At 60.3% G+C, this 24232-nt stretch carries 23 protein-coding genes; 6 read left to right on the top strand and 17 right to left on the bottom strand.

The features are described 5' to 3' along the window. Positions 1–103: 103 nt before the first annotated feature. A complete protein-coding gene (locus ACLD1Y_RS01605; RefSeq protein ID WP_429474842.1) occupies positions 104–598 on the bottom strand; it encodes a DUF523 domain-containing protein in 495 nt (164 codons plus the stop codon). Positions 599–600: 2 nt separating this feature from the next. After that, positions 601–1233, bottom strand: coding sequence for a 2OG-Fe(II) oxygenase (locus tag ACLD1Y_RS01600; protein ID WP_429475363.1), 633 nt, complete (start codon positions 1231–1233; stop codon positions 601–603). 132 nt (positions 1234–1365) lie between these two features. On the opposite strand from ACLD1Y_RS01600, the gene ACLD1Y_RS01595 reads away from it, so the two are divergent. Beyond that, the gene (locus tag ACLD1Y_RS01595) at positions 1366–2118 is read left to right on the top strand and encodes a DUF2059 domain-containing protein (protein ID WP_429474840.1); all 753 of its coding nucleotides are present in this window, start codon (positions 1366–1368) and stop codon (positions 2116–2118) included. Between the two features lie 7 nt (positions 2119–2125). On the opposite strand, the gene ACLD1Y_RS01590 is transcribed toward ACLD1Y_RS01595, so the two are convergent. Then, positions 2126–3049 carry an alpha/beta hydrolase gene (locus ACLD1Y_RS01590; RefSeq protein ID WP_429474838.1) on the bottom strand — a complete coding sequence of 308 codons (924 nt, stop codon included), beginning with the start codon at positions 3047–3049 and terminating at the stop codon, positions 2126–2128. 98 nt (positions 3050–3147) lie between these two features. Between ACLD1Y_RS01590 and ACLD1Y_RS01585 the strand changes: the two genes are divergently transcribed. Together ACLD1Y_RS01585 and ACLD1Y_RS01580 are read left to right on the top strand one after the other, a co-directional pair. Continuing rightward, a complete protein-coding gene (locus ACLD1Y_RS01585) occupies positions 3148–3723 on the top strand; it encodes a DUF6436 domain-containing protein (RefSeq protein WP_429474836.1) in 576 nt (191 codons plus the stop codon). Positions 3724–3753: 30 nt separating this feature from the next. Then, positions 3754–6108, top strand: a complete 2355-nt coding sequence (locus ACLD1Y_RS01580) for a penicillin acylase family protein (RefSeq protein ID WP_429474834.1) — start codon at positions 3754–3756, stop codon at positions 6106–6108. 39 nt (positions 6109–6147) lie between these two features. Here ACLD1Y_RS01580 and ACLD1Y_RS01575 read toward each other — a convergent pair whose 3' ends face one another. Next, positions 6148–7113: a GlxA family transcriptional regulator gene (locus ACLD1Y_RS01575; protein WP_429474832.1), complete on the bottom strand. Its 966-nt coding sequence runs from the start codon at positions 7111–7113 to the stop codon at positions 6148–6150. Between the two features lie 250 nt (positions 7114–7363). On the opposite strand from ACLD1Y_RS01575, the gene ACLD1Y_RS01570 reads away from it, so the two are divergent. Next, positions 7364–8002: an HD domain-containing protein gene (locus ACLD1Y_RS01570; RefSeq protein ID WP_429474829.1), complete on the top strand. Its 639-nt coding sequence runs from the start codon at positions 7364–7366 to the stop codon at positions 8000–8002. A gap of 123 nt (positions 8003–8125) precedes the next feature. On the opposite strand, the gene ACLD1Y_RS01565 is transcribed toward ACLD1Y_RS01570, so the two are convergent. From ACLD1Y_RS01565 to ACLD1Y_RS01535, 7 genes are all read right to left on the bottom strand, one after another. Then, the gene (locus ACLD1Y_RS01565; RefSeq protein WP_017739035.1) at positions 8126–9010 is read right to left on the bottom strand and encodes an ABC transporter permease subunit; all 885 of its coding nucleotides are present in this window, start codon (positions 9008–9010) and stop codon (positions 8126–8128) included. After that, positions 9007–9927: an ABC transporter permease subunit gene (locus ACLD1Y_RS01560; RefSeq protein WP_105697207.1), complete on the bottom strand. Its 921-nt coding sequence runs from the start codon at positions 9925–9927 to the stop codon at positions 9007–9009. Before ACLD1Y_RS01560 ends, ACLD1Y_RS01565 begins: the two co-directional genes overlap by 4 nt. Continuing rightward, positions 9924–11066 carry an ABC transporter ATP-binding protein gene (locus ACLD1Y_RS01555; protein ID WP_429474827.1) on the bottom strand — a complete coding sequence of 381 codons (1143 nt, stop codon included), beginning with the start codon at positions 11064–11066 and terminating at the stop codon, positions 9924–9926. Before ACLD1Y_RS01555 ends, ACLD1Y_RS01560 begins: the two co-directional genes overlap by 4 nt. 66 nt (positions 11067–11132) lie before the next feature. Continuing rightward, positions 11133–12227: a polyamine ABC transporter substrate-binding protein gene (locus ACLD1Y_RS01550; RefSeq protein WP_429474825.1), complete on the bottom strand. Its 1095-nt coding sequence runs from the start codon at positions 12225–12227 to the stop codon at positions 11133–11135. A 223-nt stretch (positions 12228–12450) separates the two neighbouring features. Next, complete coding sequence (locus ACLD1Y_RS01545; protein WP_429475361.1) at positions 12451–13545, bottom strand: polyamine ABC transporter substrate-binding protein; 1095 nt, start codon at positions 13543–13545, stop codon at positions 12451–12453. 193 nt (positions 13546–13738) lie between these two features. Then, on the bottom strand, positions 13739–15103 hold the full coding sequence (locus ACLD1Y_RS01540) for an aspartate aminotransferase family protein (protein ID WP_429474823.1): 1365 nt from the start codon (positions 15101–15103) through the stop codon (positions 13739–13741). Positions 15104–15161: 58 nt separating this feature from the next. Next, on the bottom strand, positions 15162–16520 hold the full coding sequence (locus ACLD1Y_RS01535) for a glutamine synthetase family protein (protein WP_101273482.1): 1359 nt from the start codon (positions 16518–16520) through the stop codon (positions 15162–15164). Between the two features lie 597 nt (positions 16521–17117). Here ACLD1Y_RS01535 and ACLD1Y_RS01530 point away from each other — a divergent pair. Then, a complete protein-coding gene (locus ACLD1Y_RS01530; RefSeq protein ID WP_135290682.1) occupies positions 17118–18494 on the top strand; it encodes a glutamine synthetase family protein in 1377 nt (458 codons plus the stop codon). A gap of 231 nt (positions 18495–18725) precedes the next feature. Then, positions 18726–19352 carry a TetR/AcrR family transcriptional regulator gene (locus ACLD1Y_RS01525; protein WP_429474820.1) on the top strand — a complete coding sequence of 209 codons (627 nt, stop codon included), beginning with the start codon at positions 18726–18728 and terminating at the stop codon, positions 19350–19352. 130 nt (positions 19353–19482) lie between these two features. On the opposite strand, the gene ACLD1Y_RS01520 is transcribed toward ACLD1Y_RS01525, so the two are convergent. The 6 genes from ACLD1Y_RS01520 to ssuE form a co-directional block, all read right to left on the bottom strand. Then, positions 19483–19698 (bottom strand): TOBE domain-containing protein, encoded by a 216-nt coding sequence (locus ACLD1Y_RS01520; RefSeq protein WP_003213899.1) that lies wholly within the window; start codon positions 19696–19698, stop codon positions 19483–19485. Positions 19699–19726: 28 nt separating this feature from the next. Further along, a complete protein-coding gene (gene ssuB, locus ACLD1Y_RS01515) occupies positions 19727–20533 on the bottom strand; it encodes an aliphatic sulfonates ABC transporter ATP-binding protein (RefSeq protein ID WP_429474818.1) in 807 nt (268 codons plus the stop codon). Then, on the bottom strand, positions 20530–21318 hold the full coding sequence (ssuC, locus tag ACLD1Y_RS01510) for an aliphatic sulfonate ABC transporter permease SsuC (protein ID WP_429474816.1): 789 nt from the start codon (positions 21316–21318) through the stop codon (positions 20530–20532). The genes ssuB and ssuC overlap by 4 nt, the downstream gene beginning before the upstream one ends. An 8-nt stretch (positions 21319–21326) precedes the next feature. Beyond that, positions 21327–22475, bottom strand: coding sequence for an FMNH2-dependent alkanesulfonate monooxygenase (ssuD, locus tag ACLD1Y_RS01505; protein WP_429474814.1), 1149 nt, complete (start codon positions 22473–22475; stop codon positions 21327–21329). Positions 22476–22501: 26 nt separating this feature from the next. Beyond that, complete coding sequence (locus tag ACLD1Y_RS01500) at positions 22502–23470, bottom strand: sulfonate ABC transporter substrate-binding protein (RefSeq protein ID WP_429474812.1); 969 nt, start codon at positions 23468–23470, stop codon at positions 22502–22504. A gap of 94 nt (positions 23471–23564) precedes the next feature. Further along, positions 23565–24158 (bottom strand): NADPH-dependent FMN reductase, encoded by a 594-nt coding sequence (ssuE, locus tag ACLD1Y_RS01495; RefSeq protein ID WP_429474810.1) that lies wholly within the window; start codon positions 24156–24158, stop codon positions 23565–23567. Positions 24159–24232: the final 74 nt, after the last annotated feature.

Below are 24232 nucleotides of genomic sequence, written 5' to 3'. Positions count from 1 at the left end.
ACCCAATGTGGGAGCGGGCTTGCTCGCGAAAGCGGTGTATCAGTCACCGGATGAGTTGGCTGAACCACCGCTTTCGCGAGCAAGCCCGCTCCCACATTTTGATCTAAGTTTGATCTGGGAGATGGGCCAAGGCCACCGCCGCCTCGGGCAGCTCTAGCTCGCTGAAGACCTGTACACCATGGCGTTTCAACAGCGCCGCTGTCACGCCCTCACCCGTCACTTTCACACCTGAGAAGGTGCCATCGTAGGTCAGCAAATTCCCACACGACGGGCTATTGGCCTTGAGCACGGCAATCCGAATATTGTGGCGCTGCACCAACGCCAACGCCTGGCGCGCGCCATCGAGAAAGGCTGCGCTGAAGTCTTCGCCCTCGGCCGTGAGCACCTTGGCCCGCCCTTCCCATACCTCCACGCCCTGCCCGCCGGGAATCTCCGCAGGCGGGCGCGGCGTCGGCAAACCACCGGAGACCTCCGGGCAGATCGCAACCACCCGCCCTTCGGCCTGCCACGCGGCCAATGGGTCGAACGGCCCGCTGGCGCCACCGTCGTAACGCACCTTGTGCCCAAGCAGGCAGCGGCTGATCAGAATCTTTTCCATGCTTAAAACGGCTCGTTACCCCGCCGGCGAAACCAGCCGGTGAGGGACAGGCGTTCGCGCGTGGCAGGCATGACTTCGTGGGGCACTTCCCCGGACAAAAACACCACCAGGCAACCGCCGGCGGGGTCCACATCGTATTCGACGCCGCCCTTTAGGTACATGCGTAACTGCCCGCCGTGTTCGGGCAGCCAGGCGTCGTTCAAGTAGATCACCGCCGAGACCATACGCCGATCATCGTCGCGGAAGCGGTCCAGGTGCTTGAGGTAAAACGCCCCGGGCGGGTACATCGCAAAGTGGCTCTCAAAATCTTCCAGGCCCAGGAACAGGCCACGATTCATCGCCAGGCGCAGGCTGTCCATCAACGCCATATAGGTGCCGCAAACCGCCGCATCACCTTCTTCCAGCCACTGGATATGGTCACCGCGAATGCCCTCGCGAATCTCTTGAGCCGGACCACGCCCCACCGCTGCCGGGGCCAGTTCACCCTCGGCCGCACGTTTACGGCACTCAGCCGCCAATTCCAGGGTCAGAGCCTGGGGCAGGAAGCCGTCTTGCCGGGACCAGCCTTTTTCGGCAAGGTCGTCGACAATACGTTGCAACAGCGGGTGATCAAGGGGTATTTGCATGGCGCGCATAGTATCCATACGCCTGTGAATCCGACAGAGCCGCCGAGCGCGTGAATACACTTTAATCAGCTGACCGATAGGATTTCTCGACAAATCCTACGCCCGACACGGACAATAGTGGCCGACTGACAGGAGTCCCTAATGCGTCGTTTGTTTTTATCCTTGCTGATGTTCTGCGTTTTGCCTGCCTGGGCAGACGGCCATGACCAGTTGTACAAGGTCGCCGGCTGGGCCGAACAACGTGCGCATTTCAATGACGCCCTCAGTGCCGCCCAGCAACGTTACCGCAATAGCTTGCCGCCGGCGGTGTACCAGGCGCTGGTGGACAACAGCAACAAACGCTTCGCGGCCCAGGCCGTGGACCAGCGTGCCGAGGCGCAGTTGCGCAAGAACTTGCCCGACCCCAAGCCCGCCTTGGCGTTTTTCCAATCGCCGTTGGGCCGCAAGATCGTGGCCGCCGAGCTGCTGGCCACGCGCCGCGACCAGTTGGCGAAGAACGCCCAAGGCCTGCCGAAGATTGAAGCCGACGCGACCCGCAGCCTGATCATCGGTCACTTGGCTCAAGCACTGCCTGCACGTGAAGCCGGAGCAGAAGTGAGCCTGGCGATTGCCGGCGTGGCCGCCGATAGCTTGAGCCAGATGATCCCCGGCCTGCTGGGCGGCGGTCAGGCCCAGGGTATGTTGAATGGGCAGCGCGAGCGACTGATGCAGCAGATCGATAAGGATCTGAACAACACCTTGTTGTATGTCTATCGGGACTTGTCTGATCCGGAATTGGAAGAGTTCGCCACCTTCGCTGAATCACCAGACGGTAAGGCGTATTACCAGGCTGCGTTGGCGGCGATTCGCGCAGGACTCGCCGTGGGCCAAAGCACTTCAAGCCTGACACATTGAGACGGTGTTATTTCAGGTGGTCCGTCAAATACCTGAAGTATTCCTGGCGAATCTCCGGAATCTCATTGGCCAGATGATGCCTTCCCCGCTTGAGCATCAACACCTCAGGCTGATCAAACTTGCCCCGCAGCACCTGCAAGTTGTGCTGCCAGTCCACCGTCATATCCTCCTCACCCTGCACAATCACCGGCCGTCGCGGGCTGCGCGGTGCGGCTTCGATGCGTTTGATCCAGCGAGCCAAGGCGCCCACCCAGGCAGTGGGCAGCATGCGCGGTTGCAGCGGGTCGGCTTCGAGGAACGGCCGGAACGCAGGGTCGTTGGTGTTATCGCTAAACCGCCGCGCAATGCCTTTGACGAACGGGCGCAGCAGGTAATAGCTGACTTGCGACCACCCCCACGACCGTGGCCGCACCAACGGCGACAGCAAAAAAACCTTGCCCTGGGCTGGGCTGTCGGCGCCATGACTGAGTAGATGATCCACCACCACCGCCCCACCGGTGCTTTGCCCGAACAAGTGCCAGGGCTGGGGCAGTTGCAGCGCACTGGCCTCGGCGAACAGCGCCTTCACCACCTGCTGGTACACCCCAAAGTCATCGATGCTGGCGCGTGCACCGCTAGATAAACCGTGGCCCGGCAGGTCGCAAGCGATCACTACAAAGCCCTGGCCCAACGCCCACTCCACCACATGGCGGTACAACCCCATGTGGTCGTAGAAGCCATGGAACATAAACATCGTCGCCACAGGCGTGGCTGGCCACCACACCTGCGCCACCACGTCGAACCCTTCCACCTCAAAACGCCCCAGACGGCTGACCGCCTGGTCCAGCCCGTAGAAACGCTGGTACACCCGCGCCTCGGCGCTGAGCGGTTGCGCATCCACCAGGGGCCGCAAGCTCTCGCGCAGATGATCGGGGTCAAAGGTAACGGGCATAAAGGCTTCCAGACTACGGCGAAGATGAATATCGAGCTGCGATATTCATCTGTCAGGACAAGCATGGCAAGCTACGCGACCTTCGAGGATTGATCTGAATGCGACCGCCCTTACGCACCACTCTGTTCGCCAGCCTGATCCTGGTCATCTGCGCCGGTGTGCTGTGGGCGGCGTATGACTGGTTCCAAGGCCGCTACCTGCGGGCCTTCAGCGAACACACGGCGGTGTTTTCCGGCGATCCATTAAAACTGCCCGCCGACCTCGCTGGGCCCGGCCCAATCCGCCTGGTGCACTTCTGGGACCCGGCCTGCCCGTGCAACGTCGGCAACCAGCAGCACTTGGGCGAGTTGATCGAGCATTACGCGCCTCGGGGCGTCGAGTTTTACGCCCTGCAAAAACCCGGCAGCCACGGCCAGTTGCCCGATAACCTGCGCAAAATGAAAACCCTCACCGCCCTGCCCGGCGCCGACCAGGTTCCCGCAAGCCCCGCCGTGGGCATCTGGGACCGCACCGGCAAACTCGCGTATTTCGGGCCGTACAGCGAAGGGCTGACGTGCAATTCCAGCAACAGTTTTATCGAGCCGATCCTCAAGGCGCTTGAAGAGGGGCGTGAAGTGAATGCCACCCACACCCTGGCGGTGGGCTGCTATTGTTCGTGGCCCGAAGGTCAGTAGTTCGCTCCCCATTCTTGCTAAGGAAAGTTCATGAAGCGCGTCTTGCAGGTTCTCGCGGTTCTGCTGGTATTGGTCGCCCTGGGCGCCGGTTGGTACGTGTACAGCAAGCAACCGACTCGCCAGGGCACGGTGACGCTGGCCAACCTGCAAGGCTCGGTCATGGTGCGCTACGACGACCGGGGCGTGCCGCATATCCGCGCCGAAAACGAAGCCGACCTGTATCGCGCCCTAGGCTACGTGCATGCCCAGGACCGGCTGTTCCAGATGGAGATCATGCGCCGCCTGGCCCGTGGCGAGCTGGCCGAGGTGCTGGGCCCCAAGGTGCTGGACACCGACAAGCTGTTTCGCAGCCTGCGCATTCGCGACCGCGCCGCCACCTATGTGGCGCAGCTGGATCATGAGTCTGCCCACTGGAAGGCCCTGCAAGCCTACCTGGACGGCATCAATCAATATCAGGACAGCCACGCCAGCCCCATGGAGTTCGATGTGCTGGGCATCCCCAAGCGGCCGTTCACCGCCGAGGACACCATCAGCGTCGCCGGGTACATGGCCTACAGCTTTGCTGCCGCGTTTCGTACCGAGCCCTTGCTGACTTACGTACGCGACCAGTTGGGCAGCGACTACCTGAAAGTCTTCGACCTGGACTGGCAACCCAAGGGCGCCCTCAGCCTCGCCGCCAGCGACTGGCAGAGTCTCGGCGCCATCGCCGCCCTGAGCGAGCAGGCCCTGGCCGACAACGGCCTGCCGCAGTTCGAGGGCAGCAACGCCTGGGCCATCAGTGGTAGCCGTACCAAGAGCGGCAAGCCGTTGCTGGCGGGCGACCCGCATATCCGCTTCTCGGTGCCGTCGGTGTGGTACGAGGCGCAGCTGTCGGCGCCGGGCTTTGAGCTGTATGGCTATCACAACGCGCTGGTGCCGGTGGCGTTCCTGGGGCACAACCTGGACTTCGGCTGGAGCCTGACCATGTTCCAGAACGATGACCTCGACCTGATCGCCGAGAAGCTCAACCCAGACAACCCCAACCAGGTCTGGTACCACGACCAGTGGGTCGACATGACCCGCACCGAGCAGCAGATCAAGGTCAAGGGCCAGGCGCCGGTCAGCCTCACCCTGCGCCAATCGCCCCATGGCCCGATCATCAATGACGTGCTCGGCGAGAACGCCGGCAAGACGCCGATTGCCATGTGGTGGGCCTTCCTAGACACCCAAAATCCGATCCTCGAAGGTTTCTACCAGCTCAACCGCGCCGACACCTTAGCCAAGGCCCGTGCCGCTTCGGCCAAGGTGTCAGCGCCGGGTTTGAATATCATGTGGGCCAATGCCAAGGGTGATATCGGCTGGTGGGCGGCCGCGCAGTTGCCGATTCGCCCGGCCGGGGTCAATGCCGGGTTTATCCTCGATGGCAGCACCGCCCAGGCGGATAAATTGGGCTTCTACCCGTTCAGCGCCAACCCCCAGGAAGAGAACCCGGCACGCGGCTATGTGGTGTCGGCCAACGCCCAACCTGTGTCACCTACCGGCATGGAGATCCCCGGTTATTACAATTTGGCCGACCGTGGCCAGCAGTTGAACCTGCAACTGAGCGACAAGAGCGTGAAGTGGGACTTGAACAACAGCCAGGCCCTGCAACTGGGCACCACCACCGCGTTCGGCCCGCGCCTGTTGGCGCCGCTGTTGCCAGTGCTGCGCGAGGTGGTCAAGGACCCGGCGCAGCTCAAACTGGTGGAGCAACTGGCCGCCTGGAAAGGCGACTACCCGCTGGAATCCACTAGCGCCACACTGTTCAACCAGTTCCTGTTCAACCTCACCGATGCCGCGTTCCACCCCAAACTGGGCGACGGCATGTTCAAGACCCTGCTCAGCACCCGCGTGATCGACGCCGCCCTGCCGCGACTGGCCGCCACACCGGAGTCGCCGTGGTGGAACGGTAAGCGCAGCGAGACCGTCAAGCTCGCCTGGGACAACAGCCTGGCGCACCTCAAGGCCACCTTCGGCGATGACCCAAGCCTATGGCAGTGGGGCAACGCCCACACCCTGACCCACGGCCACCCGCTGGGCATGCAAAAGCCGTTGGACAAGGTCTTCAACGTCGGCCCGTTCCCCGCGCCGGGCACCCATGAGGTGCCGAATAACCAATCCGCCATGATCGGCCCGGCACCGTGGCCGGTGACTTATGGCCCATCGACGCGGCGCTTGATCGACTTTGCCGACGTGGCCCACGCGCTCACCATCAACCCGGTGGGGCAAAGCGGGGTGCCGTTTGATCGGCATTATGGGGACCAGGCGGAGACGTATATCGAAGGTGGGTATGAACAGGCGCATTTCAGTGATGAAGAAATCACCGCCAATACCCGTGGCACCCTAAAACTGCTGCCAGCCCGATAATCATCTGCAAACCCAATCAGTGTGGGTCCGAGTACAGCTTTAAGCCGGTGCAGCAAAGTTGAGCCGGAATTGCTGCGGCGTCACCCCAAGCCGGCGGTTGAACACACTGCGCATATGCTGGGCATCACGAAAGCCGCATTGATAGGCCACGGTCTTGAGCGGTGCGGGGCTGCTTTCGAGCATCACCCGCGCCGCGTCCACCCGTGCCCGTTCGACAAACTCTGCGGGCGTGATGCGTGCCTCCCGGGCAAACACCCGCGAGAAGTTGCGCGCACTCATATTGGCCGCATTGGCCAGGTCGGCAATGGTCAAATCCCCCGTCAGGTTCGCCAATACGTACAGCTGCACCAATGCCACCGCCGAGGTGGTTTCGGCGTGGGGCGTAAGGAACGGACTGAACTGCGACTGCCCGCCCGAGCGCTGGGTGAACACCACCAAGCGTTTGGCCACGCTCAGCGCGACTTCCGGGCCGTGGTCCTGGGCCAGCAGGTACAGCGACAGGTCGATACCCGCCGTGACCCCCGCTGAGGTGTAGAGGTTGCCGTCCTGCACGTAGAGGCGGTCGGCTTCGACCTGGGCCGTGGGGCACAGGTGTGCCAGGTCGGCGGCGTCATTCCAGTGGGTGGTGACGGTTTTGCCGTCCAAGAGACCTGCGCGGGCGAGCATGAAGGCGCCGTTGCAGATCGAGCCGAAGCGTTGTGCTCTTTGGGTTGCGCCGCGTAGCCAGTCATCGAAGGGCGCGCCGAAGTCTTCGAAGGGCAACTGCGGACCGCCAGCCACCAGCAGTAGGTCGTAGGCTTGCAGGGCTTCGCTGTAATGCCGATGGGCCTGCAATGACAGGCCATTGGACGCGGCCATATTGCCGTGACCCAAACCGATCACTTCCAGTTGGTAATGGTCTTGCGGCGCCAGAAAGCGGTTGGCCTCGCAGAACACGTCCATAGGCCCCGTGACATCCAGCGACTGGACGCCGGGGAAGATCAGGATGGCGACGGTTTTGCTCATGAACAGGCACACCTTCTCTAACTGGATAAACACAGACCCCCTGTGGGAGCGGGCTTGCTCGCGAAGGCGGTGGGTCAGTCGACACATGCATTAACTGACAGACCGCATTCGCGAGCAAGCCCGCTCCCACATTTGATCGAGTACACCGTTGGCACGATGTACAACCACATTGGCCGGGATCGCTCCCCCGCCGCGATAGCCCCTTCGCGAGCACGCGACCAGACTGGAATCTTTCCAGAGGAGCACCACCATGACCACCACCATCGCCGGTATCCCGATCCCCGACAGCGCCCTCGCCAAGGCCACCACCGAATACATTCGTGATGTCGAATCCGACCTGCTCTACCACCACTCCCGCCGGGTCTTCTTGTTCGGCGCGTTGAGCGGTGAGCGCAAGCAACTGGCCTACAACCCGGAGCTGCTGTATGTCGGCGCGATGTTCCACGACCTGGGCCTGGTAGCAGGCCATCGCAGTGACAACGAGCGCTTTGAAGTGGACGGCGCCAATGCAGCAGCGGCGTTTCTCAAGCCTTACGGGCTGAGCGATGACGATATCGAACAGGTGTGGTTGTCCATCGCCCTGCACACCACGCCGGGCGTGCCGCAGCATCTGCGTCCCACCGTGGCCTTGGTGACGGCGGGTGTGGAAATGGATGTGCTGGGTATGGACTACGCAGCGTTTTCCAGCGTGCAGCGCGAAGCGGTGGTGCATGCGCACCCACGGGGTGAAGGGTTCAAGGAGTGCATCATCTGCGCCTTTGCCGACGGCTTGCGCCATCGTCCGCAGACCACGTTTGGGAATGTGAAGACCGATGTGCTGGTGGATCAGGAGCCGGGGTTCAGGCCGATGAATTTTGTGGAGGTGATTCGTACATCACCCTGGACTTGAAATGCAGTCAAATGTGGGAGCGGGCTTGCTCGCGAATGCGGTGGATCAGTCGGCATATCTGGTGACTGACACTCCGTATTCGCGAGCAAGCCCGCTCCCACATTTTTAACCGCGTTCCGGCAGTTAAACCGGTGCAGGTGCTCTGCGCTTGTCAGGTTGCTGCCAACCGTCCGCCGCCGCCTCTTCAATGGCTTGCTGGATCGCCTTCTTGCGCTTCTCTTCCGCACGACGGCTGAAGAACCACACCAGGAAAGTCACCAACGACACCGCCAACAGAATCAGGCTGGCCACGGCGTTGATCTCGGGTTTAACCCCCAGGCGCACCGCCGAGAACACTTCCATCGGCAAGGTGGTCGAACCCGGGCCGGATACGAAGCTGGCCAGTACCAGGTCGTCGAGGGACAGCGCAAACGACATCATGCCGCCCGCCGCCAACGACGGCGCGATCATCGGGATGGTGATCAGGAAGAACACCTTCCAGGGTCGCGCGCCCAAATCCATCGCCGCTTCTTCGATCGACAGGTCCAGCTCGCGCAAGCGCGCCGACACCACCACCGCCACATACGCCGCGCAGAAGGTGGTGTGAGCGATCCAGATGGTGACGATGCCACGCTCCTGAGGCCAACCGATCATCTGCGCCATGGCCACGAACAGCAGCAACAGCGACAGACCGGTGATCACTTCCGGCATTACCAACGGCGCGGTCACCAGGCCGCCGAACAGCGTGCGGCCCTTGAACTGGCTGATACGCGTCAGCACAAATGCCGCCAAGGTACCCAGCGCTACCGCCGCCACCGCCGTGTAGCAGGCGATTTCCAGGGAGCGCATCACCGAGCCCATCAATTGGGTGTTGTCCAACAGGCCCACGTACCACTTGATCGACCAACCGCCCCACACCGTCACCAGTTTGGATTCGTTGAACGAGTAGATCACCAGGATCAGCATCGGCAGGTAGATAAACAACAACCCCGCCACCAGCATGAAGCTTGAGAAACTGACGCGCTTCATATCTTGCCCTCCATCTCTTTGGCTTGGCTGCGGTTGAACAGAATGATCGGCACGATCAGGATCGCCAGCATCACCACCGCCAGGGCAGACGCCACCGGCCAGTCACGGTTGTTGAAGAATTCTTGCCACAACACTTTACCGATCATCAGGGTTTCCGGGCCGCCCAGCAGTTCCGGGATCACGAACTCGCCCACCACCGGGATAAACACCAGCATGCAACCGGCGATGATGCCGTTCTTGGAGAGCGGCACGGTGATCTTCCAGAAGCTGTTGAAGGTGCTCGACCCCAGGTCGGAAGCGGCTTCCAGCAGGCTTTGGTCGTGCTTCACCAGGTTGGCGTACAGCGGCAGGATCATGAACGGCAGGTACGAATAGACCACGCCGATATACACCGCGATGTTGGTGTTGAGGATCTGCAGCGGTTCGTTGATCAGCCCCATGGACATCAGGAAACCATTGAGCAAACCGTTGTTGCTGAGGATGCCCATCCACGCATACACGCGGATCAGGATCGCGGTCCAGGTCGGCATCATGATCAGCAGCACCAGCACGGTCTGCATCTCTTTGCGCGCGGTGGCAATGGCGTAGGCCATCGGGTAGCCGATCAGCAGGCACAGCAGCGTGCTGAAGAACGCCATTTTCAGCGAGCCCAGGTAAGCCGCGATGTACAGCTCATCGCCCGCCAGCAAGCTGTAGTTGGCCAGGTTCAGCACCACCTGCAACTTCTGCTCAACGTAGGTGTAGATCTCGGTGTAAGGCGGGATCGCCACATCGGCTTCGGCAAAGCTGATTTTCAGGACGATGAAAAACGGCAAGGCGAAAAACAGGAACAGCCACAGGAACGGAATCCCGATAACCACCTGCTTGCCGCTGGGGACGATGCGCTGCAAGCGGCGCTTGAGCTTTTTTGTATTCATGAGCGCAGTACCACGCCGCTGTCGTCTTCCCACCACACGTACACCTGGTCACCCCAGGTTGGGCGCTGGCCACGGCGTTCGGCGTTGGCGACAAAGGACTGCACCAGCTTGCCGCTCGGCAGCTCCACGTAGAACACCGAGTGGCCGCCCAGGTAAGCGATGTCGTGCACTTTACCGCTGGACCAGTTGTGCTCGCAGGTCGGCATCTCTGTGGTCACCAGCAGCTTTTCCGGGCGGATCGCGTAGGTCACCGACTTGTCTTCCACCGAGGTGGCGATGCCGTAGCCCACGTAGATGTCGCGGTCCAGGTCCGGGCATTTGAGCACCGCGTGGCCTTCGGCGTCATCGATCACCTGGGTGTCAAAGATATTGACGTTGCCGATGAACTCGCACACCAAGCGGCTGGTGGGGGTTTCGTAGATGTCGATCGGGCTGCCGATCTGGGCGATCCAACCCAGGTGCATGATCGCGATGCGCTCGGCCATAGTCATGGCCTCTTCCTGGTCGTGGGTCACCATCACGCAGGTCACGCCGACGCGCTCGATGATTTCAACCAGTTCAAGCTGCATCTGCGAGCGCAGTTTCTTGTCGAGGGCGCCCATCGGTTCATCGAGCAGCAGCAGTTTCGGGCGCTTGGCCAGGGAACGGGCCAGGGCCACACGCTGACGCTGGCCGCCAGACAACTGGTGCGGCTTGCGCTTGGCGTACTGGCTCATCTGTACCAGCTTGAGCATCTCGGCCACGCGGGCGTCGACTTCGGCCTTGGGGATCTTGTCCTGTTGCAAGCCAAACGCGATGTTTTGCGCCACGGTCATGTGCGGGAACAAGGCGTAGGACTGGAACATCATGTTGATCGGCCGCTCGTAGGGCGGCATATCGGTGATGTCCACGCCGTCGAGGTAGATGCGGCCCTCGGTCGGGCGCTCAAAACCTGCGAGCATGCGCAGCAAAGTGGACTTGCCCGAACCCGAACCGCCGAGCAAGGCGAAGATCTCGCCTTTCTTGATTTCCAGGGACACATCGTCCACGGCAATCGTCTCGTCGAACTTCTTCGTGACCCGGTCGATTTTGACCAGCACCTTCTTCGGTGTCTGGTCCCCTTCGAGGGCTTTCTTATAGGCGCCGGAGGCAACTGCCATTTACGAAACTCCCAAAAAAAAGAGTGCAGAACGTCCAAAACGGACGAACCTTGGATAGTTTGAGCCTTACTTGCCCGTCTTGACCTTGGTCCAGCTACGGGTCATTAAACGCTGCACTTTCGGGGGTAGCTCGAAGTTGACGAATGTCCGGTCGAGAACCGCCTGCGGTGGGTAAACCGCTTCGTCGGTGCGTATCGATTGCTCCATCAGTGTGTCCGCCCCTGGGTTAGGGTTGGCATAACCGACGTAATCACTGACCTGGGCGATCACCTCAGGTTGCAGTAAATAGTTGATGAAGGCGTGGGCCTCTTTGACGTTGGTGGCGTCCTTGGGGATCGCCAGTACGTCGAACCACAGGTTGCCGCCTTCTTTGGGAATCGCGTAGGCGATGTTCACGCCTTTGCCGGCCTCGGCTGCACGCGCCTTGGCCTGGAACACATCGCCGGAGAAGCCGGCGGCCACGCAGATGTTGCCGTTGGCCAGGTCCGAGATGTATTTGGATGAATGGAAATAGGTCACGTAGGGCCGCACTTTCAGCAGCTTTTCTTCGGCCTTTTTGTAGTCGTCGGGGTTTTCGCTGTTGGGGTTCAGGCCCATGTAGTTGAGCACTGCCGGCAGCATTTCATCGGCCGAGTCCATGAACGATACGCCGCACGTGGCGAGCTTCTTCATGTTCTCCGGCTCGAACAGCACGGCCCAGGAATCGATATGGTCGATGCCCAGCACTTCCTTCACTTTATCGACGTTGTAACCGATGCCATTGGTGCCCCACAGGTACGGCACAGCGTACTGGTTGCCCGGGTCATTCTTTTCCAGGCGTTTGAGCAGTGCCGGGTCAAGATTGGCGTAGTGGGTCAGCAACGACTTGTCGAGTTTCTGGAACGCCCCAGCCTTGATCTGCTTGCCCAGGAAGTGGTTGGACGGCACCACCACGTCATAGCCGGTACGCCCGGCCAACAACTTGCCTTCCAGGGTTTCGTTGGAATCAAACACGTCATACACCGGCTTGATGCCGCTGGCCTTTTCAAAGTCAGCCAGGGTGTTGGTGCCGATATAGTCCGACCAGTTATAAATATGCACCGTCGGTGCGGCCTGCACGCTTAACGTCAGCGTGATACCTGCACCCACCAGCATGGCTTTGCGAAATAAAGAAATTGGCAAGTGGAGGTCCTCTTAAATAGTTGGGCCTTAGAGTTGTTGCCCGGCAACAAAACCGGCGCGCAACTTACCCTCGATAAACCGATCCGGCAAAACTTTCTGTCATTTAATTATTTGTAGGAGCGAGCTTGCTCGCGAAAAACTCACTGACGCCGCGTTTTTCCTAAATGCCCGCATCATCGTTGACGATTTTCGCGAGCAAGCTCGCTCCTACAGGTCTACAGCCTTATTTACCCGATTTGATCTTGGTCCAGCTGCGTGTCATTTCACGCTGAGTAGCAGCTGGCAGGTCGGCAATCGCGTAGAGCTTGGCTTGCACGTCTGCCGGCGGGTAGATGCCTGGGTCGCTGGTGATGTCTTTGTCCACCAGGGCGGTGGCTGTCTCGTTACCGTTCGGGAAACGCACGGCATTGGTAATAGCAGCCATCACTTCTGGCTTGAGCAGGTAGTTCAGGAACTTGTAGGCCGCATCGACGTTTTCAGCATCTTTAGGGATGGCGAGCATGTCGAAGAAGCTGCCGGCGCCTTCTTTTGGAATGTCGTAGGCCACCTTGACCTTGCCACCGGCTTCAGCCGCGCGGGATTTGGCCTGCTGGATGTCGCCCGAGTAGCCCACGGCCACGCAGATGTTGCCGTTGGCAAGGTCCGAGATGTACTTGGAGGAGTGGAAGTAACCGATCGAAGGACGGATTTTCAGGAACAGGTCTTCGGCTTGCTTGAGGTCAGCCTTCTTCTGGGTGTCGGTCGGCAGGCCCAGGTAATGCAGCGCCACCGGCAGCATTTCGGTTGGCGAATCAAGGAAGCTCACGCCACAGCTTTTGAGCTTGGCGATGTTCTCAGGCTTGAGCAGCACGTCCCACGAATCGATCTTGTCCACGCCCAGCGCAGCCTTGACCTTTTCCGGGTTGTAGCCGATGCCGATGGAACCCCACATGTACGGGAAGGCGTGCTTGTTGTCCGGGTCGCTGACGGACACGGCCTTGAGCAAGGACTTGTTCAAGTTGCTGTAGTTGGGCAGCTTGGACGTGTCCAGCTCCTGGTACACGCCGGCCTTGATCTGCTTGGCGAGGAAGTTGTTCGACGGTACGACCACGTCGTAACCGGACTTGCCTGCCAGCAACTTGGCTTCCAGGGTTTCGTTGCTGTCGAAAACGTCGTACACCACTTTGATGCCCGACTCTTTTTCAAAGTTGGCGATGGTGTCCGGTGCAATGTAGTCGGACCAGTTGTAGACGTGCAGCACTTTGTCGTCTGCCTGGGCCGCGCCCGCCATTGCGCCCATCAGGGACAAGGCAAGGAGGGTCTTGCCAGCGTTCTTCAAACCTAATGCCTTCATTTGGTGATGCTCCAATTTTTCTTTTTTGGGCCACGTTCTTACTACGTTCTGCAGCCCGTCTAAAGGGCAACAAAACAGGGCGACAGTCTGGCAAGTTCCGAGGCCGGCTTTCAACCAAAGCCTCACTTAAAACTGCTCAAGACGCAGCGCCTGAAAGCCTGCGTCATGAGCCTAGCACTTAGCCCTGCAATGCCGCCAAAGTCAGGTCCAGGCACTGGCGAGCCTTGGTCACCAGCTCGTCGATCTCAGCCTTGCTGATCACCAGCGGCGGCGAAATGATCATGGTGTCGCCTACGGCGCGCATGATCAGGCCATTTTCGAAGCAGAAAGTGCGGCAGATCATGCCCGCGCCACGGCCTTCGTAACGCTTGCGCGTGGCCTTGTCCTGCACCAGCTCAATCGCCCCCAGCATGCCCACACCGCGCACTTCACCCACCAGTGGGTGATCAGCCAGTTCCCTCAGACGTTTCTGCAAATACGGTGCCGTTTCGTCGTGCACCCGCTTAACGATTTGTTCATCGCGCATGATGCGGATGTTTTCCAACGCCACCGCCGCAGCCACCGGGTGGCCGGAGTAGGTAAAGCCGTGGTTGAAGTCACCGCCCTCATTCAGGACTTCCACCACGTCATCGCGCACGATCAGGCCGCCCATGGGGATGTAGCCCGAGGTCAGGCCCTTGGCGATGGTCATCATGTGGGGCTTGAGGTCGTAGAAGTCGCTACCGAACCACTCACCGGTGCGGCCGAAACCACAGATCACTTCATCGGCGACAAACAGGATGTCGTACTTGGCGAGGATTTCCTTCACCCGCGGCCAGTAAGTGGCCGGCGGCACGATCACGCCACCCGCGCCCTGGATCGGCTCGGCAATAAAGGCACCGACGGTATCCACGCCCAGTTCCAGGATCTTCTCTTCCAACTGGTTGGCCGCCCACACGCCGAATTCTTCCGGGCTCATGTCGCCGCCTTCGCCAAACCAGTACGGCTGGGCGATGTGGGTGATGCCCGGGATCGGCAAGTCGCCTTGCTCGTGCATATAGGTCATGCCGCCCAGACTGGCACCGGCCACGGTGGAGCCGTGGTAGCCATTCTTGCGGCTGATGATGGTTTTTTTGTTTGGCTGGCCTTTGATCGCCCAGTAGTGGCGGACCATGCGCAACATGGTGTCGTTGCCTTCGGAGCCGGAACCGGTGAAGAACACGTGGTTCATGCCGGCAGGCGCGATGTCGGAAATGGCCTTGGCCAGTTCCAGCACCGGCGGGTGAGCGGTCTGGAAGAACAGGTTGTAGTACGGCAGTTCTTTCATCTGCTTGGCCGCGGCGTCAGCCAGTTCATCGCGACCGTAACCGATCGCTACGCACCACAGGCCAGCCATGCCGTCGAGGATCTTGTTGCCTTCGCTGTCCCACAGGTAAACGCCGTGGGCTTTGGTGATGATGCGCGGGCCTTTCTCTTTCAATTGCTTGAAGTCGCTGAACGGCGCCAGGTGGTGATCACTGCTCAAGGCTTGCCATTCGCGGGTTTGCGGGTTGTTGCTGGACATACCGATCTCCTAGACTTTTCAGTGAAGGGCGCGCGGGTTGCCCCGTGCGCCCGGCGCATCAGACGGCAAAGAGCAGGAATTCCCGCTCCCACGAACTGATCACGCGCTTGAAGTTTTCATGCTCGGCCCGCTTGACCGCGACGTAGCCTGTGATGAATTTCTGACCCAGGTATTTCTCGATGGTCTTGCTGTTTTCCATGCGTTCCAGGGCGTCTTCGATGGTCAACGGCAGGCGCAGGTTGCGGCGCTCGTAACCACGACCCACCACCGGCGCGCTCGGGTTGTGGCCTTCGACCATGCCGATGTAGCCGCACAACAAGCTGGCAGCAATCGCCAGGTACGGGTTGGCGTCGGCGCCCGGCAGGCGGTTTTCCACACGACGGTTTTGCGGGCCGGCATCCGGTACGCGCAGGCCGACGGTGCGGTTTTCTTCACCCCATTCCACGTTCACCGGCGCCGAGGTATCGGGCAGGAAGCGGCGGAACGAGTTCACGTTAGGGGCAAACAGCGGCAGCAATTCCGGGATGAATTTTTGCAGGCCGCCAATGTGATTGAGGAACAGCTGGCTCATGGTCCCGTCTTCGTTGGAGAAGACGTTCTTGCCGGTGGCGATGTCGATGATGCTCTGGTGCAGGTGCATCGCGCTGCCAGGCTCGCCAGTCATGGGCTTGGCCATAAAAGTGGCGGCCACGTCGTGCTTGAGCGCAGCCTCACGCATGGTGCGCTTGAACACCAGGATCTGGTCGGCCAAGGACAATGCATCGCCGTGACGGAAGTTGATTTCCATCTGCGCGGTGCCGTCCTCGTGGATCAGGGTGTCGAGGTCCAGTTCCTGCAATTCGCACCAGTCGTAGACGTCTTCGAACAACGGGTCGAATTCGTTCGCGGCTTCTATAGAGAAGGACTGGCGGCCGGTCTCCGGGCGACCGGAACGGCCAATCGGAGGTTGCAGCGGGAAGTCCGGGTCTTCGCAGCGTTTGGTCAGGTAGAACTCCATCTCCGGCGCCACGATGGGCTGCCAGCCTTTATCGGAGTAGAGCTTGAGGACTTTCTTGAGCACGTTGCGCGGCGACAGCTCGATCGGGTTGCCTTGCTTGTCGTAGGTGTCGTGGATCACCTGGGCGGTGGGCTCGATGGCCCAGGGCACCAGGAATACCGCGTTCTGGTCGGGGCGGCAGATCATGTCGATGTCGGCCGGGTCGAGCAATTCGTAATAGATGTCGTCTTCGACATAGTCGCCGGTCACGGTCTGCAACAGAACGCTCTCGGGCAGGCGCATGCCTTTTTCGGCGATGAACTTGTTGGTCGGCGAGATCTTGCCTCGGGTGATGCCCGTGAGGTCGCCAATCATGCATTCGACTTCTGTGATCTTGTGGTCTTTCAACCAATCGGTGAGCTGGTCGAGGTTGTTACTCATAAATGCCTCTGGGCTGGGTTTCCTGGCGTCCATTAAAGGCCAGGCGTTGGTTGACGCAGCATCCGCGTCGTTTGTTCATTCAGGGTAGGAGCTTACCTGCCATTTGCTGCAACGTTGCATTCCTCACGCCAAAGTTGTGCGCAATCTTGAGCAACACACTGGGTGAGCGCTGTTGGGCAGTACATGAGGAGGCAAAAAAGAGGTCGGCCCGAGCGTCAAGAATATTGGCCGGGGCGCGGGCGATGCCGCGGGAGGAATGTACGGATGACACAGCCCGGCTGAAGCGGGCCAAGACGCCGTTGGGCGGCAGGTGACACATGAAGCACCCCGGTATTATTGCTGTTATGGGTTTGAATCGAGCTTAGCCTTGTTCATTTTTTTACACAACACCCCCGTAAAAAATACAACACGGCCCGCTCAAGCCTGCGAGTCCTGCTCACTTCAAACCCGAAAAACCGCCCCAAAAAGCCCCGAAAATGCCCTCATGGCGCTTTTTTAGGGCAAAAAAGGCCTCGCTTGACTTCGGCATGCCGTTCGGGTTGACTGAAACCAGAAAAGATCAATGATTGATATTTTTAACAACAAAGGTGTTGCATCATGTCGGTACCCCCGCGTGCCGTTCAGCTTAACGAAGCGAACGCGTTCCTTAAGGATCATCCTGAGGTTCTGTACGTAGACCTTCTAATTGCGGATATGAATGGTGTGGTGCGCGGCAAGCGCATCGAACGCACCAGCCTCCACAAGGTTTACGAGAAGGGCATTAACCTGCCTGCCTCTTTATTTGCCCTGGATATCAACGGCTCGACGGTGGAAAGCACCGGCCTGGGTCTGGACATCGGTGATGCTGACCGAATCTGTTATCCGATCCCTGACACCCTGTGCAATGAACCCTGGCAAAAGCGCCCCACCGCGCAACTGCTGATGACCATGCACGAACTTGAAGGTGAACCTTTCTTCGCCGATCCGCGCGAAGTGCTCCGCCAAGTTGTAAGCAAATTTGACGACCTCGGTCTGACCATCTGCGCCGCCTTCGAACTTGAGTTCTACCTGATCGACCAGGAGAACGTGAACGGCCGCCCACAACCGCCCCGCTCGCCGATTTCCGGCAAACGCCCGCACTCGACACAGGTCTACCTGATCGACGACCTCGACGAATACGTCGATTGCCTCCAGGACATTCTGGAAGGTGCCAAAGAGCAAGGCATCCCAGCCGACGCCATCGTCAAGGAAAGTGCCCCGGCGCAGTTCGAAGTGAACCTGCACCACGTCGCCGACCCGATCAAGGCTTGCGACTACGCGGTACTGCTCAAGCGCCTGATCAAGAACATCGCCTACGACCATGAGATGGACACCACCTTCATGGCCAAGCCTTACCCAGGCCAGGCAGGCAACGGTTTGCACGTACACATCTCCATTCTGGACAAGGACGGCAAGAACATCTTTGCCAGCGAGGATCCCGAGCAGAACGCCGCATTGCGTCACGCAATCGGCGGTGTGCTGGAGACCCTGCCCGCCCAGATGGCGTTCCTGTGCCCTAACGTCAACTCCTACCGTCGTTTCGGCGCACAGTTCTACGTGCCGAACTCGCCGTGCTGGGGCCTGGACAACCGCACCGTGGCGATCCGCGTACCGACTGGCTCCGCCGACTCTGTACGTATCGAACACCGTGTGGCCGGCGCCGACGCCAACCCTTACCTGCTGATGGCTTCGGTGTTGGCAGGCGTGCACCACGGCCTGACCAACAAGATCGAGCCGAACGCACCGGTGGAAGGCAACAGCTACGAGCAGAACGAACAGAGCCTGCCGAACAACCTGCGCGATGCCCTGCGTGAGTTGGACGACAGCGAGGTGATGGCCAAGTACATCGATCCTAAATACATCGATATCTTCGTCGCCTGTAAGGAAAGTGAGCTGGAGGAGTTTGAACACTCCATCTCTGACCTTGAGTACAACTGGTACCTGCATACCGTTTAACCGGTGATTGCATTAAAAGAACGCCACGGGCTTTTGCTCTGTGGCGTTTTTTTGTGGGTTTCTTCCGGGGGATCGAGGTGGCCTCTTCGCGAGCAAGCCCGCTCCCACATTTGACTGCATTCCAAAGCTGGTACTCGGTCAAATGTGGGAGCGGGCTTGCTCGCGAAGAGGCCCTGGCAGACAACACAGATTCCTGCTCATACAATGCCCCCTGCCTTGTAGGAGACTTCCATGCCCACCCGCCCCGCCCCTCGCAAACCCCGCGCCCGCAGCCAGGCCCGGATCGATGCGATCCTCGACGCCGCCCGCACCCTGCTGGCCGCCGAAGGCGTGGCCGGTTTGTCGATCTACAGCGTGGCCGAGCGGGCGCAGATTCCACCGTCGTCGGTGTATCACTTCTTCGCCAGTGTGCCAGCGCTGCTGGAAGCGCTGACCGCCGATGTGCACGCGGCTTTCCGGGCGGCCATCCAGGCGCCCATCGAACATGAGTCACTCAAGCATTGGCGCGACCTGTCCTACATCGTCGAGCACCGTATGCTCGCCATCTACGACCACGATGCCGCCGCCCGCCAGCTGATCCTGGCACAGCACGGGCTTACGGAAGTGACCCAGGCAGACCGTCAGCATGATTTGGAGTTGGGTGATTTGATGTTGGCCGTGTTCAACCGCCACTTTGAAGTGCCGACACTGCCGAATGATGTGGATGTGTTTGCCCTGGCGCTGGAGTTGAGCGACCGGGTGTATGCACGCTCGGTGCATCAGCATGGGCTGATCACGCCGCGCATGGCGGAAGAAGGGATGCGGGTGTTTGATGCGTATGTGGGGCTGTATTTGCCGGCTTATCTGCCTAAGCGTTGAGTTTTGTGGTGACTGGAAGGGCCTCTTCGCGAGCAAGCCCGCTCCCACATTTGACCGAGTTCCAACTTTGGAATGCATTCAAATGTGGGAGCGGGCTTGCTCGCGAAGGCGGCCTCAAGACCTCTGCAAATCACAACTTGGCAATCGAAACCTCAGTCGATTTAACGAAGGCAATCACTTCACTGCCAATCACCAATTCCAGCTCTTTGACCGAGCGAGTGGTAATCACCGAAGTCACGATGCCAGACGCGGTCTGCACGTCGATTTCCGACAGCACGTCGCCTTCGACGATTTCCTTGATGGTGCCTTTGAACTGGTTACGCACGTTGATGGCTTTAATAGTCATGTTGTTTTTCCTGTGTGGGACAAGTGAGTTATTGAGCCCAACGCAATTGCGTAGGCAGCGGTGAAACAGGTTCGGGCTCCGGCGGGGTGCCGGGCAGCGACAGCACACGGTTGAGCACTTCGGCTTCTAGCGCGGCCAGTCGGTGCGAGCCACGGGCCCGTGGGCGTGGCAGGTCTACGATCAGGTCCAGGCCGATTTCGCCGTCTTCGATCAAGATCACCCGGTCGGCAATGGCCACGGCTTCGCTGACGTCGTGGGTGACCAGCAACACAGTGAAACCGTGCTTGCGCCAGAGGTTTTCGATCAGTTGCTGCATCTCGATACGGGTCAGCGCATCCAGTGCGCCCAGTGGCTCATCCAGCAGGAGCAGGCGCGGTTGGTGGATCAGCGCGCGGGCCAGGGCCACGCGTTGCTTCTGGCCACCGGACAACGCCGCCGGCCACTCATTGGCACGCTCGGCCAGGCCGACCGCTTCCAAGGCTTCCAGGGCTTTGGGACGCCAGTTGCCTTTAAGGCCCAGGCCGACGTTATCGATGATCTTTTTCCACGGCAGCAGGCGCGCTTCCTGGAACATCAAGCGGGTGTCTTCAATCGCGTCGCTCAGCGGTGCGGAACCGGCCAGCAGCTCGCCGCTGCTGGCTTTGTCCAAACCGGCCAATAGGCGCAACAAGGTACTTTTGCCGCAACCGCTGCGACCGACCACCGCCACGAACTGGCCGGCCGGGATGTGCAGGTCGATGTCCTTGAGCACTTCACGTGCACCAAAGGCCTTGCGCAACTTGCGTACCGCCAGGGGAATACCCTTGAGCAGGCGCGGGGGTTGTAAAGCTGTCATGCCGCACCTCCTTTATTCACTTGGTAAGCCGGGTGCCAGCGCAGCCACACACGCTCCAGGCCACGGGCGGCCAGGTCGGCGAGCTTGCCGAGGATGGCGTACATGACGATGGCCAGTACCACCACGTCGGTTTGCAGGAACTCACGGGCGTTCATCGCCAGGTAACCGATGCCGGAGCTGGCCGAGATGGTTTCCGCCACGATCAGCGTCAGCCACATAAAGCCCAAGGCAAAGCGCACACCCACCAAAATCGATGGCAGCGCGCCCGGCAGGATCACCTGGCGGAACAAGCTGAAGCCGGACAAACCGTAGCTGCGCGACATTTCCACCAGCGCCGGGTCGACGTTGCGAATGCCGTGGTAGGTGTTCAGGTAGATCGGAAACAACGTGCCCAAGGCGACGAGGAAAATCTTCGCCGTCTCATCAATGCCGAACCACAGGATCACCAGCGGAATCAGCGCCAAATGCGGCACGTTGCGGATCATCTGCACCGAGCTGTCCAGCAGGCGCTCGCCCCACTGCGACAAGCCGGTGATAAAGCCCAAGGCCAGGCCGATGCTGCCACCGATCACAAAGCCCAGGCCCGCACGCCAGCCGCTGATGGCCAGGTGAGTCCAGATCTCGCCGCTGGCGACCAGGTGAACCCCGGCTTCAATTACAGCGCTGGGCGCAGGCAGAATGCGCGTCGACAACCAACCCGCCGACACCGACAACTGCCACACCGCCAGCAATAAGATCGGCAGCACCCAAGGCGCCACCCGATGGCTCAATTTTTCATAATTCATGGGCTGCCTCAGCTTGCCGACGCAGCTTTAGGAAGGATGTCGTTGGCAACCATCTCGCCGAACGGGCTCACGTAGCCGGCGCTTTTCGGCAGCTCGGGACGTTCGATATCCAGGTGTGGGAACAACAACTCGGCCACCCGATACGACTCTTCCAGGTGTGGATAACCGGAGAAGATAAAGGTGTCGATGCCCAGCGCTGCATACTCCTTCACACGTTCCGCAACGGTTGGGCCATCGCCCACCAGCGCCGTGCCCGCACCGCCGCGCACCAGGCCGACGCCGGCCCACAGGTTAGGGCTGACTTCCAGGTTGTCGCGGTTGCCACCGTGCAAGGCGGCCATACGTTGCTGGCCCACCGAATCAAAGCGCGCCAGCGAAGCCTGGGCGCGGGTGATGGTGTCGTCGTCCAAGTGGGAGATCAGTTTATCGGCGGCTTTCCATGCCTCCTCGTTGGTTTCACGCACGATCACATGCAGGCGAATACCAAAGCGCACGGTGCGCCCAAGCTTGGCGGCCTTGGCCCGTACCTGCTCGATTTTTTCGGCAACGGCCGCTGGCGGCTCGCCCCAGGTCAGCACCATTTCCACTTGTTCGGCGGCCAGGTCCTGGGCCGCCTCGGAGGAACCGCCGAAGTACAGCGGCGGACGCGGTTGCTGGATCGGTGGGTAGAGCAATTTGGCGCCTTTGACGCTGATGTGCTCACCGTCGTAGTCCACGGTTTCGCCTTCCAGCACGCGACGCCAGATGCGGGTGAATTCCACCGAGGCCTGGTAGCGCTCCTCGTGGCTCAGGAACAAACCGTCGCCGGCCAATTCTTCTGGATCACCGCCGGTGACCAGGTTGAACAACGCGCGGCCACCGGACAGACGGTCCAGGGTCGCGGCCTGGCGCGCCGCCACCGTCGGGGAAATGATCCCGGGGCGCAGGGCGACAAGGAATTTCAAACGCTGGGTCACTGGGATCAGCGACGCCGCCACCAACCACGAGTCTTCGCAGGAACGGCCGGTGGGGATCAGCACCCCGCCGAACCCCAGGCGATCAGCGGCCTGGGCCACTTGCTGCAAATAACCGTGATCAACGGCGCGAGCGCCTTCGGCGGTGCCAAGGTAATGGCCGTCGCCGTGGGTAGGCAGGAACCAGAAAATATTGAGGCTCATGGAGTTGTCTCCTTCAAGAAGTCGGTTTACGGCGCTTTGGCAACGGCGGCGGGTGGAGTCCAGATCACGTCCTTGATGCTCAAGGGTTTGGGGATCAATTTGAGTTGGTAGAAGCTGTCGGCGATTTTCTGTTGGGCGGCCACCACTTCCGGGGTCAGGAACAACGCGCCGTAGCCTTGGCGCTTCACCGACGTCAGGGTGATGTCAGCCGGCAGGCCCAGCAGCGGTGCCACTTGTTCGGTGACTTCCTGGGGGTTGGCCTTGGACCATTCGCCCACGGCGCGTACTTCTTCGATCAGCGCCTTGACCACTTCCGGATGCTTCTCGGCATACGGCTTGGTGGCCAGGTAGAACTGGTGGTTGTCAGCGATACCGGTACCGTCACGCAGGGTGCGGGCTTGCAGTTGTTTCTCGGCGGCGGCCTGGTACGGGTCCCAGATCACCCAAGCGTCCACACTGCCTCGTTCGAAGGCGGCACGGGCATCGGCGGGCGGCAGGAAGACGGTCTGCACGTCGGTGTATTTAAGGCCAGCATCTTCCAGCGCACGTACCAGCAGGTAATGCACGTTGGAGCCTTTGTTGAGCACGATTTTCTTGCCCTTGAGCTCGGCCACAGATTTGATCGTCGAGTCTTTCGGCACCAGGATCGCTTCGCTGGTCGGCGCGGGCGGCTCGTAGGCCACATAGAGCAGATCGGCACCGGCGGCCTGGGCGAACACCGGTGGGGTTTCGCCGGTGACACCGAAGTCGATGGAGCCCACATTCAGGCCTTCCAACAGTTGTGGGCCACCGGGAAACTCAGTCCACTGCACGGTCACGCCTTGTGCAGCCAGGCGTTTTTCCAGCGTGCCCTTGGCCTTGAGCAGCACCAGGGTGCCGTACTTTTGATAACCGATCCGCAGGGTCTCGGCGGCTTGAGCTTGAACAATGGCGCCGAAGGACACAGCCGCAGCAAACAGTGCGACCAGACCACGACGCAAGATGACAGTGCGCATGGCGCTCTCTCCAACTATGCGATGAGGGGGTTGGCTGCACCTGCTTGGCCGTTGGCGGCTGAGTAAGGTGAGTACTTCTATATTTCGGTGAGACTTAAATGCTCCAACGAGCACTCAACAAACGGTCATTCAATACATGGGGGTCCAGCGGTTTCGGGCGACGGGCCATGGCGCTGTAGAGCGTCTCCAGGGCCTCGTGCAAACGGTGTTCGAGTACCGGCACCAACTGCGCCTGGGCACTGCCTTCGCCGTACGCAATCTGACTGTCTTCGGCAAAAATGCCGTGGAGCAATTCCTGGGCCTTGAGCGCCGACAGCACCGGCTTCAAGGCGTAGTCCACCGCCAGCATGTGGGCGATGCTGCCGCCGGTAGCCATGGGCAACACGATCTTGTGGGCCAGGGCGCGCTCGGGCAACAAGTCCAGCACGGTTTTCAGCGCGCCGGAGAATGAGGCCTTGTACACGGGCGTCGCGATCACCAGGCCATCGGCGTTGGCCACTTGTTGCAACAGGTCGATGACCTTGGGGCTGTCGAAGCGGGCGTGCAGCAAGTCTTCAGCCGGGAAGTCCCGTATCTGGTAACTCACCACTTCCACACCTTTGTCTTGCAGCCACTGACGGGTTTTTTCCAGCAAGACCCCGGAGCGGGAACGCTGGCTGGGACTGCCTCCAAGTGTTACGACCAACATGCAGGAATTCCTTGAGCAAGTGCCGGCGGTTCGCTGTGTGGCGATGGCGCCAAGATGGAACAGACCATATCAGC

The organism is Pseudomonas sp. 18175 (assembly GCF_050432925.1).
Classification (GTDB): Bacteria; Pseudomonadota; Gammaproteobacteria; order Pseudomonadales; family Pseudomonadaceae; genus Aquipseudomonas.
Note: the sequence above shows the minus strand (reverse complement) of the source record. Positions and strands in the feature narration are given on the sequence as shown.

What these genes read in the sequence shown, in the direction of transcription:
- ACLD1Y_RS01605 (WP_429474842.1), bottom strand. Translation starts at nt 598, where the DNA reads ATGGAAAAGATTCTGATCAGCCGCTGCCTGCTTGGGCACAAGGTGCGT.
- ACLD1Y_RS01600 (WP_429475363.1), bottom strand. Translation starts at nt 1,233, where the DNA reads ATGCGCGCCATGCAAATACCCCTTGATCACCCGCTGTTGCAACGTATT.
- ACLD1Y_RS01595 (WP_429474840.1), top strand. Translation starts at nt 1,366, where the DNA reads ATGCGTCGTTTGTTTTTATCCTTGCTGATGTTCTGCGTTTTGCCTGCC.
- ACLD1Y_RS01590 (WP_429474838.1), bottom strand. Translation starts at nt 3,049, where the DNA reads ATGCCCGTTACCTTTGACCCCGATCATCTGCGCGAGAGCTTGCGGCCC.
- ACLD1Y_RS01585 (WP_429474836.1), top strand. Translation starts at nt 3,148, where the DNA reads ATGCGACCGCCCTTACGCACCACTCTGTTCGCCAGCCTGATCCTGGTC.
- ACLD1Y_RS01580 (WP_429474834.1), top strand. Translation starts at nt 3,754, where the DNA reads ATGAAGCGCGTCTTGCAGGTTCTCGCGGTTCTGCTGGTATTGGTCGCC.
- ACLD1Y_RS01575 (WP_429474832.1), bottom strand. Translation starts at nt 7,113, where the DNA reads ATGAGCAAAACCGTCGCCATCCTGATCTTCCCCGGCGTCCAGTCGCTG.
- ACLD1Y_RS01570 (WP_429474829.1), top strand. Translation starts at nt 7,364, where the DNA reads ATGACCACCACCATCGCCGGTATCCCGATCCCCGACAGCGCCCTCGCC.
- ACLD1Y_RS01565 (WP_017739035.1), bottom strand. Translation starts at nt 9,010, where the DNA reads ATGAAGCGCGTCAGTTTCTCAAGCTTCATGCTGGTGGCGGGGTTGTTG.
- ACLD1Y_RS01560 (WP_105697207.1), bottom strand. Translation starts at nt 9,927, where the DNA reads ATGAATACAAAAAAGCTCAAGCGCCGCTTGCAGCGCATCGTCCCCAGC.
- ACLD1Y_RS01555 (WP_429474827.1), bottom strand. Translation starts at nt 11,066, where the DNA reads ATGGCAGTTGCCTCCGGCGCCTATAAGAAAGCCCTCGAAGGGGACCAG.
- ACLD1Y_RS01540 (WP_429474823.1), bottom strand. Translation starts at nt 15,103, where the DNA reads ATGTCCAGCAACAACCCGCAAACCCGCGAATGGCAAGCCTTGAGCAGT.
- ACLD1Y_RS01535 (WP_101273482.1), bottom strand. Translation starts at nt 16,520, where the DNA reads ATGAGTAACAACCTCGACCAGCTCACCGATTGGTTGAAAGACCACAAG.
- ACLD1Y_RS01530 (WP_135290682.1), top strand. Translation starts at nt 17,118, where the DNA reads ATGTCGGTACCCCCGCGTGCCGTTCAGCTTAACGAAGCGAACGCGTTC.
- ACLD1Y_RS01525 (WP_429474820.1), top strand. Translation starts at nt 18,726, where the DNA reads ATGCCCACCCGCCCCGCCCCTCGCAAACCCCGCGCCCGCAGCCAGGCC.
- ACLD1Y_RS01520 (WP_003213899.1), bottom strand. Translation starts at nt 19,698, where the DNA reads ATGACTATTAAAGCCATCAACGTGCGTAACCAGTTCAAAGGCACCATC.
- ssuB (WP_429474818.1), bottom strand. Translation starts at nt 20,533, where the DNA reads ATGACAGCTTTACAACCCCCGCGCCTGCTCAAGGGTATTCCCCTGGCG.
- ssuC (WP_429474816.1), bottom strand. Translation starts at nt 21,318, where the DNA reads ATGAATTATGAAAAATTGAGCCATCGGGTGGCGCCTTGGGTGCTGCCG.
- ssuD (WP_429474814.1), bottom strand. Translation starts at nt 22,475, where the DNA reads ATGAGCCTCAATATTTTCTGGTTCCTGCCTACCCACGGCGACGGCCAT.
- ACLD1Y_RS01500 (WP_429474812.1), bottom strand. Translation starts at nt 23,470, where the DNA reads ATGCGCACTGTCATCTTGCGTCGTGGTCTGGTCGCACTGTTTGCTGCG.
- ssuE (WP_429474810.1), bottom strand. Translation starts at nt 24,158, where the DNA reads ATGTTGGTCGTAACACTTGGAGGCAGTCCCAGCCAGCGTTCCCGCTCC.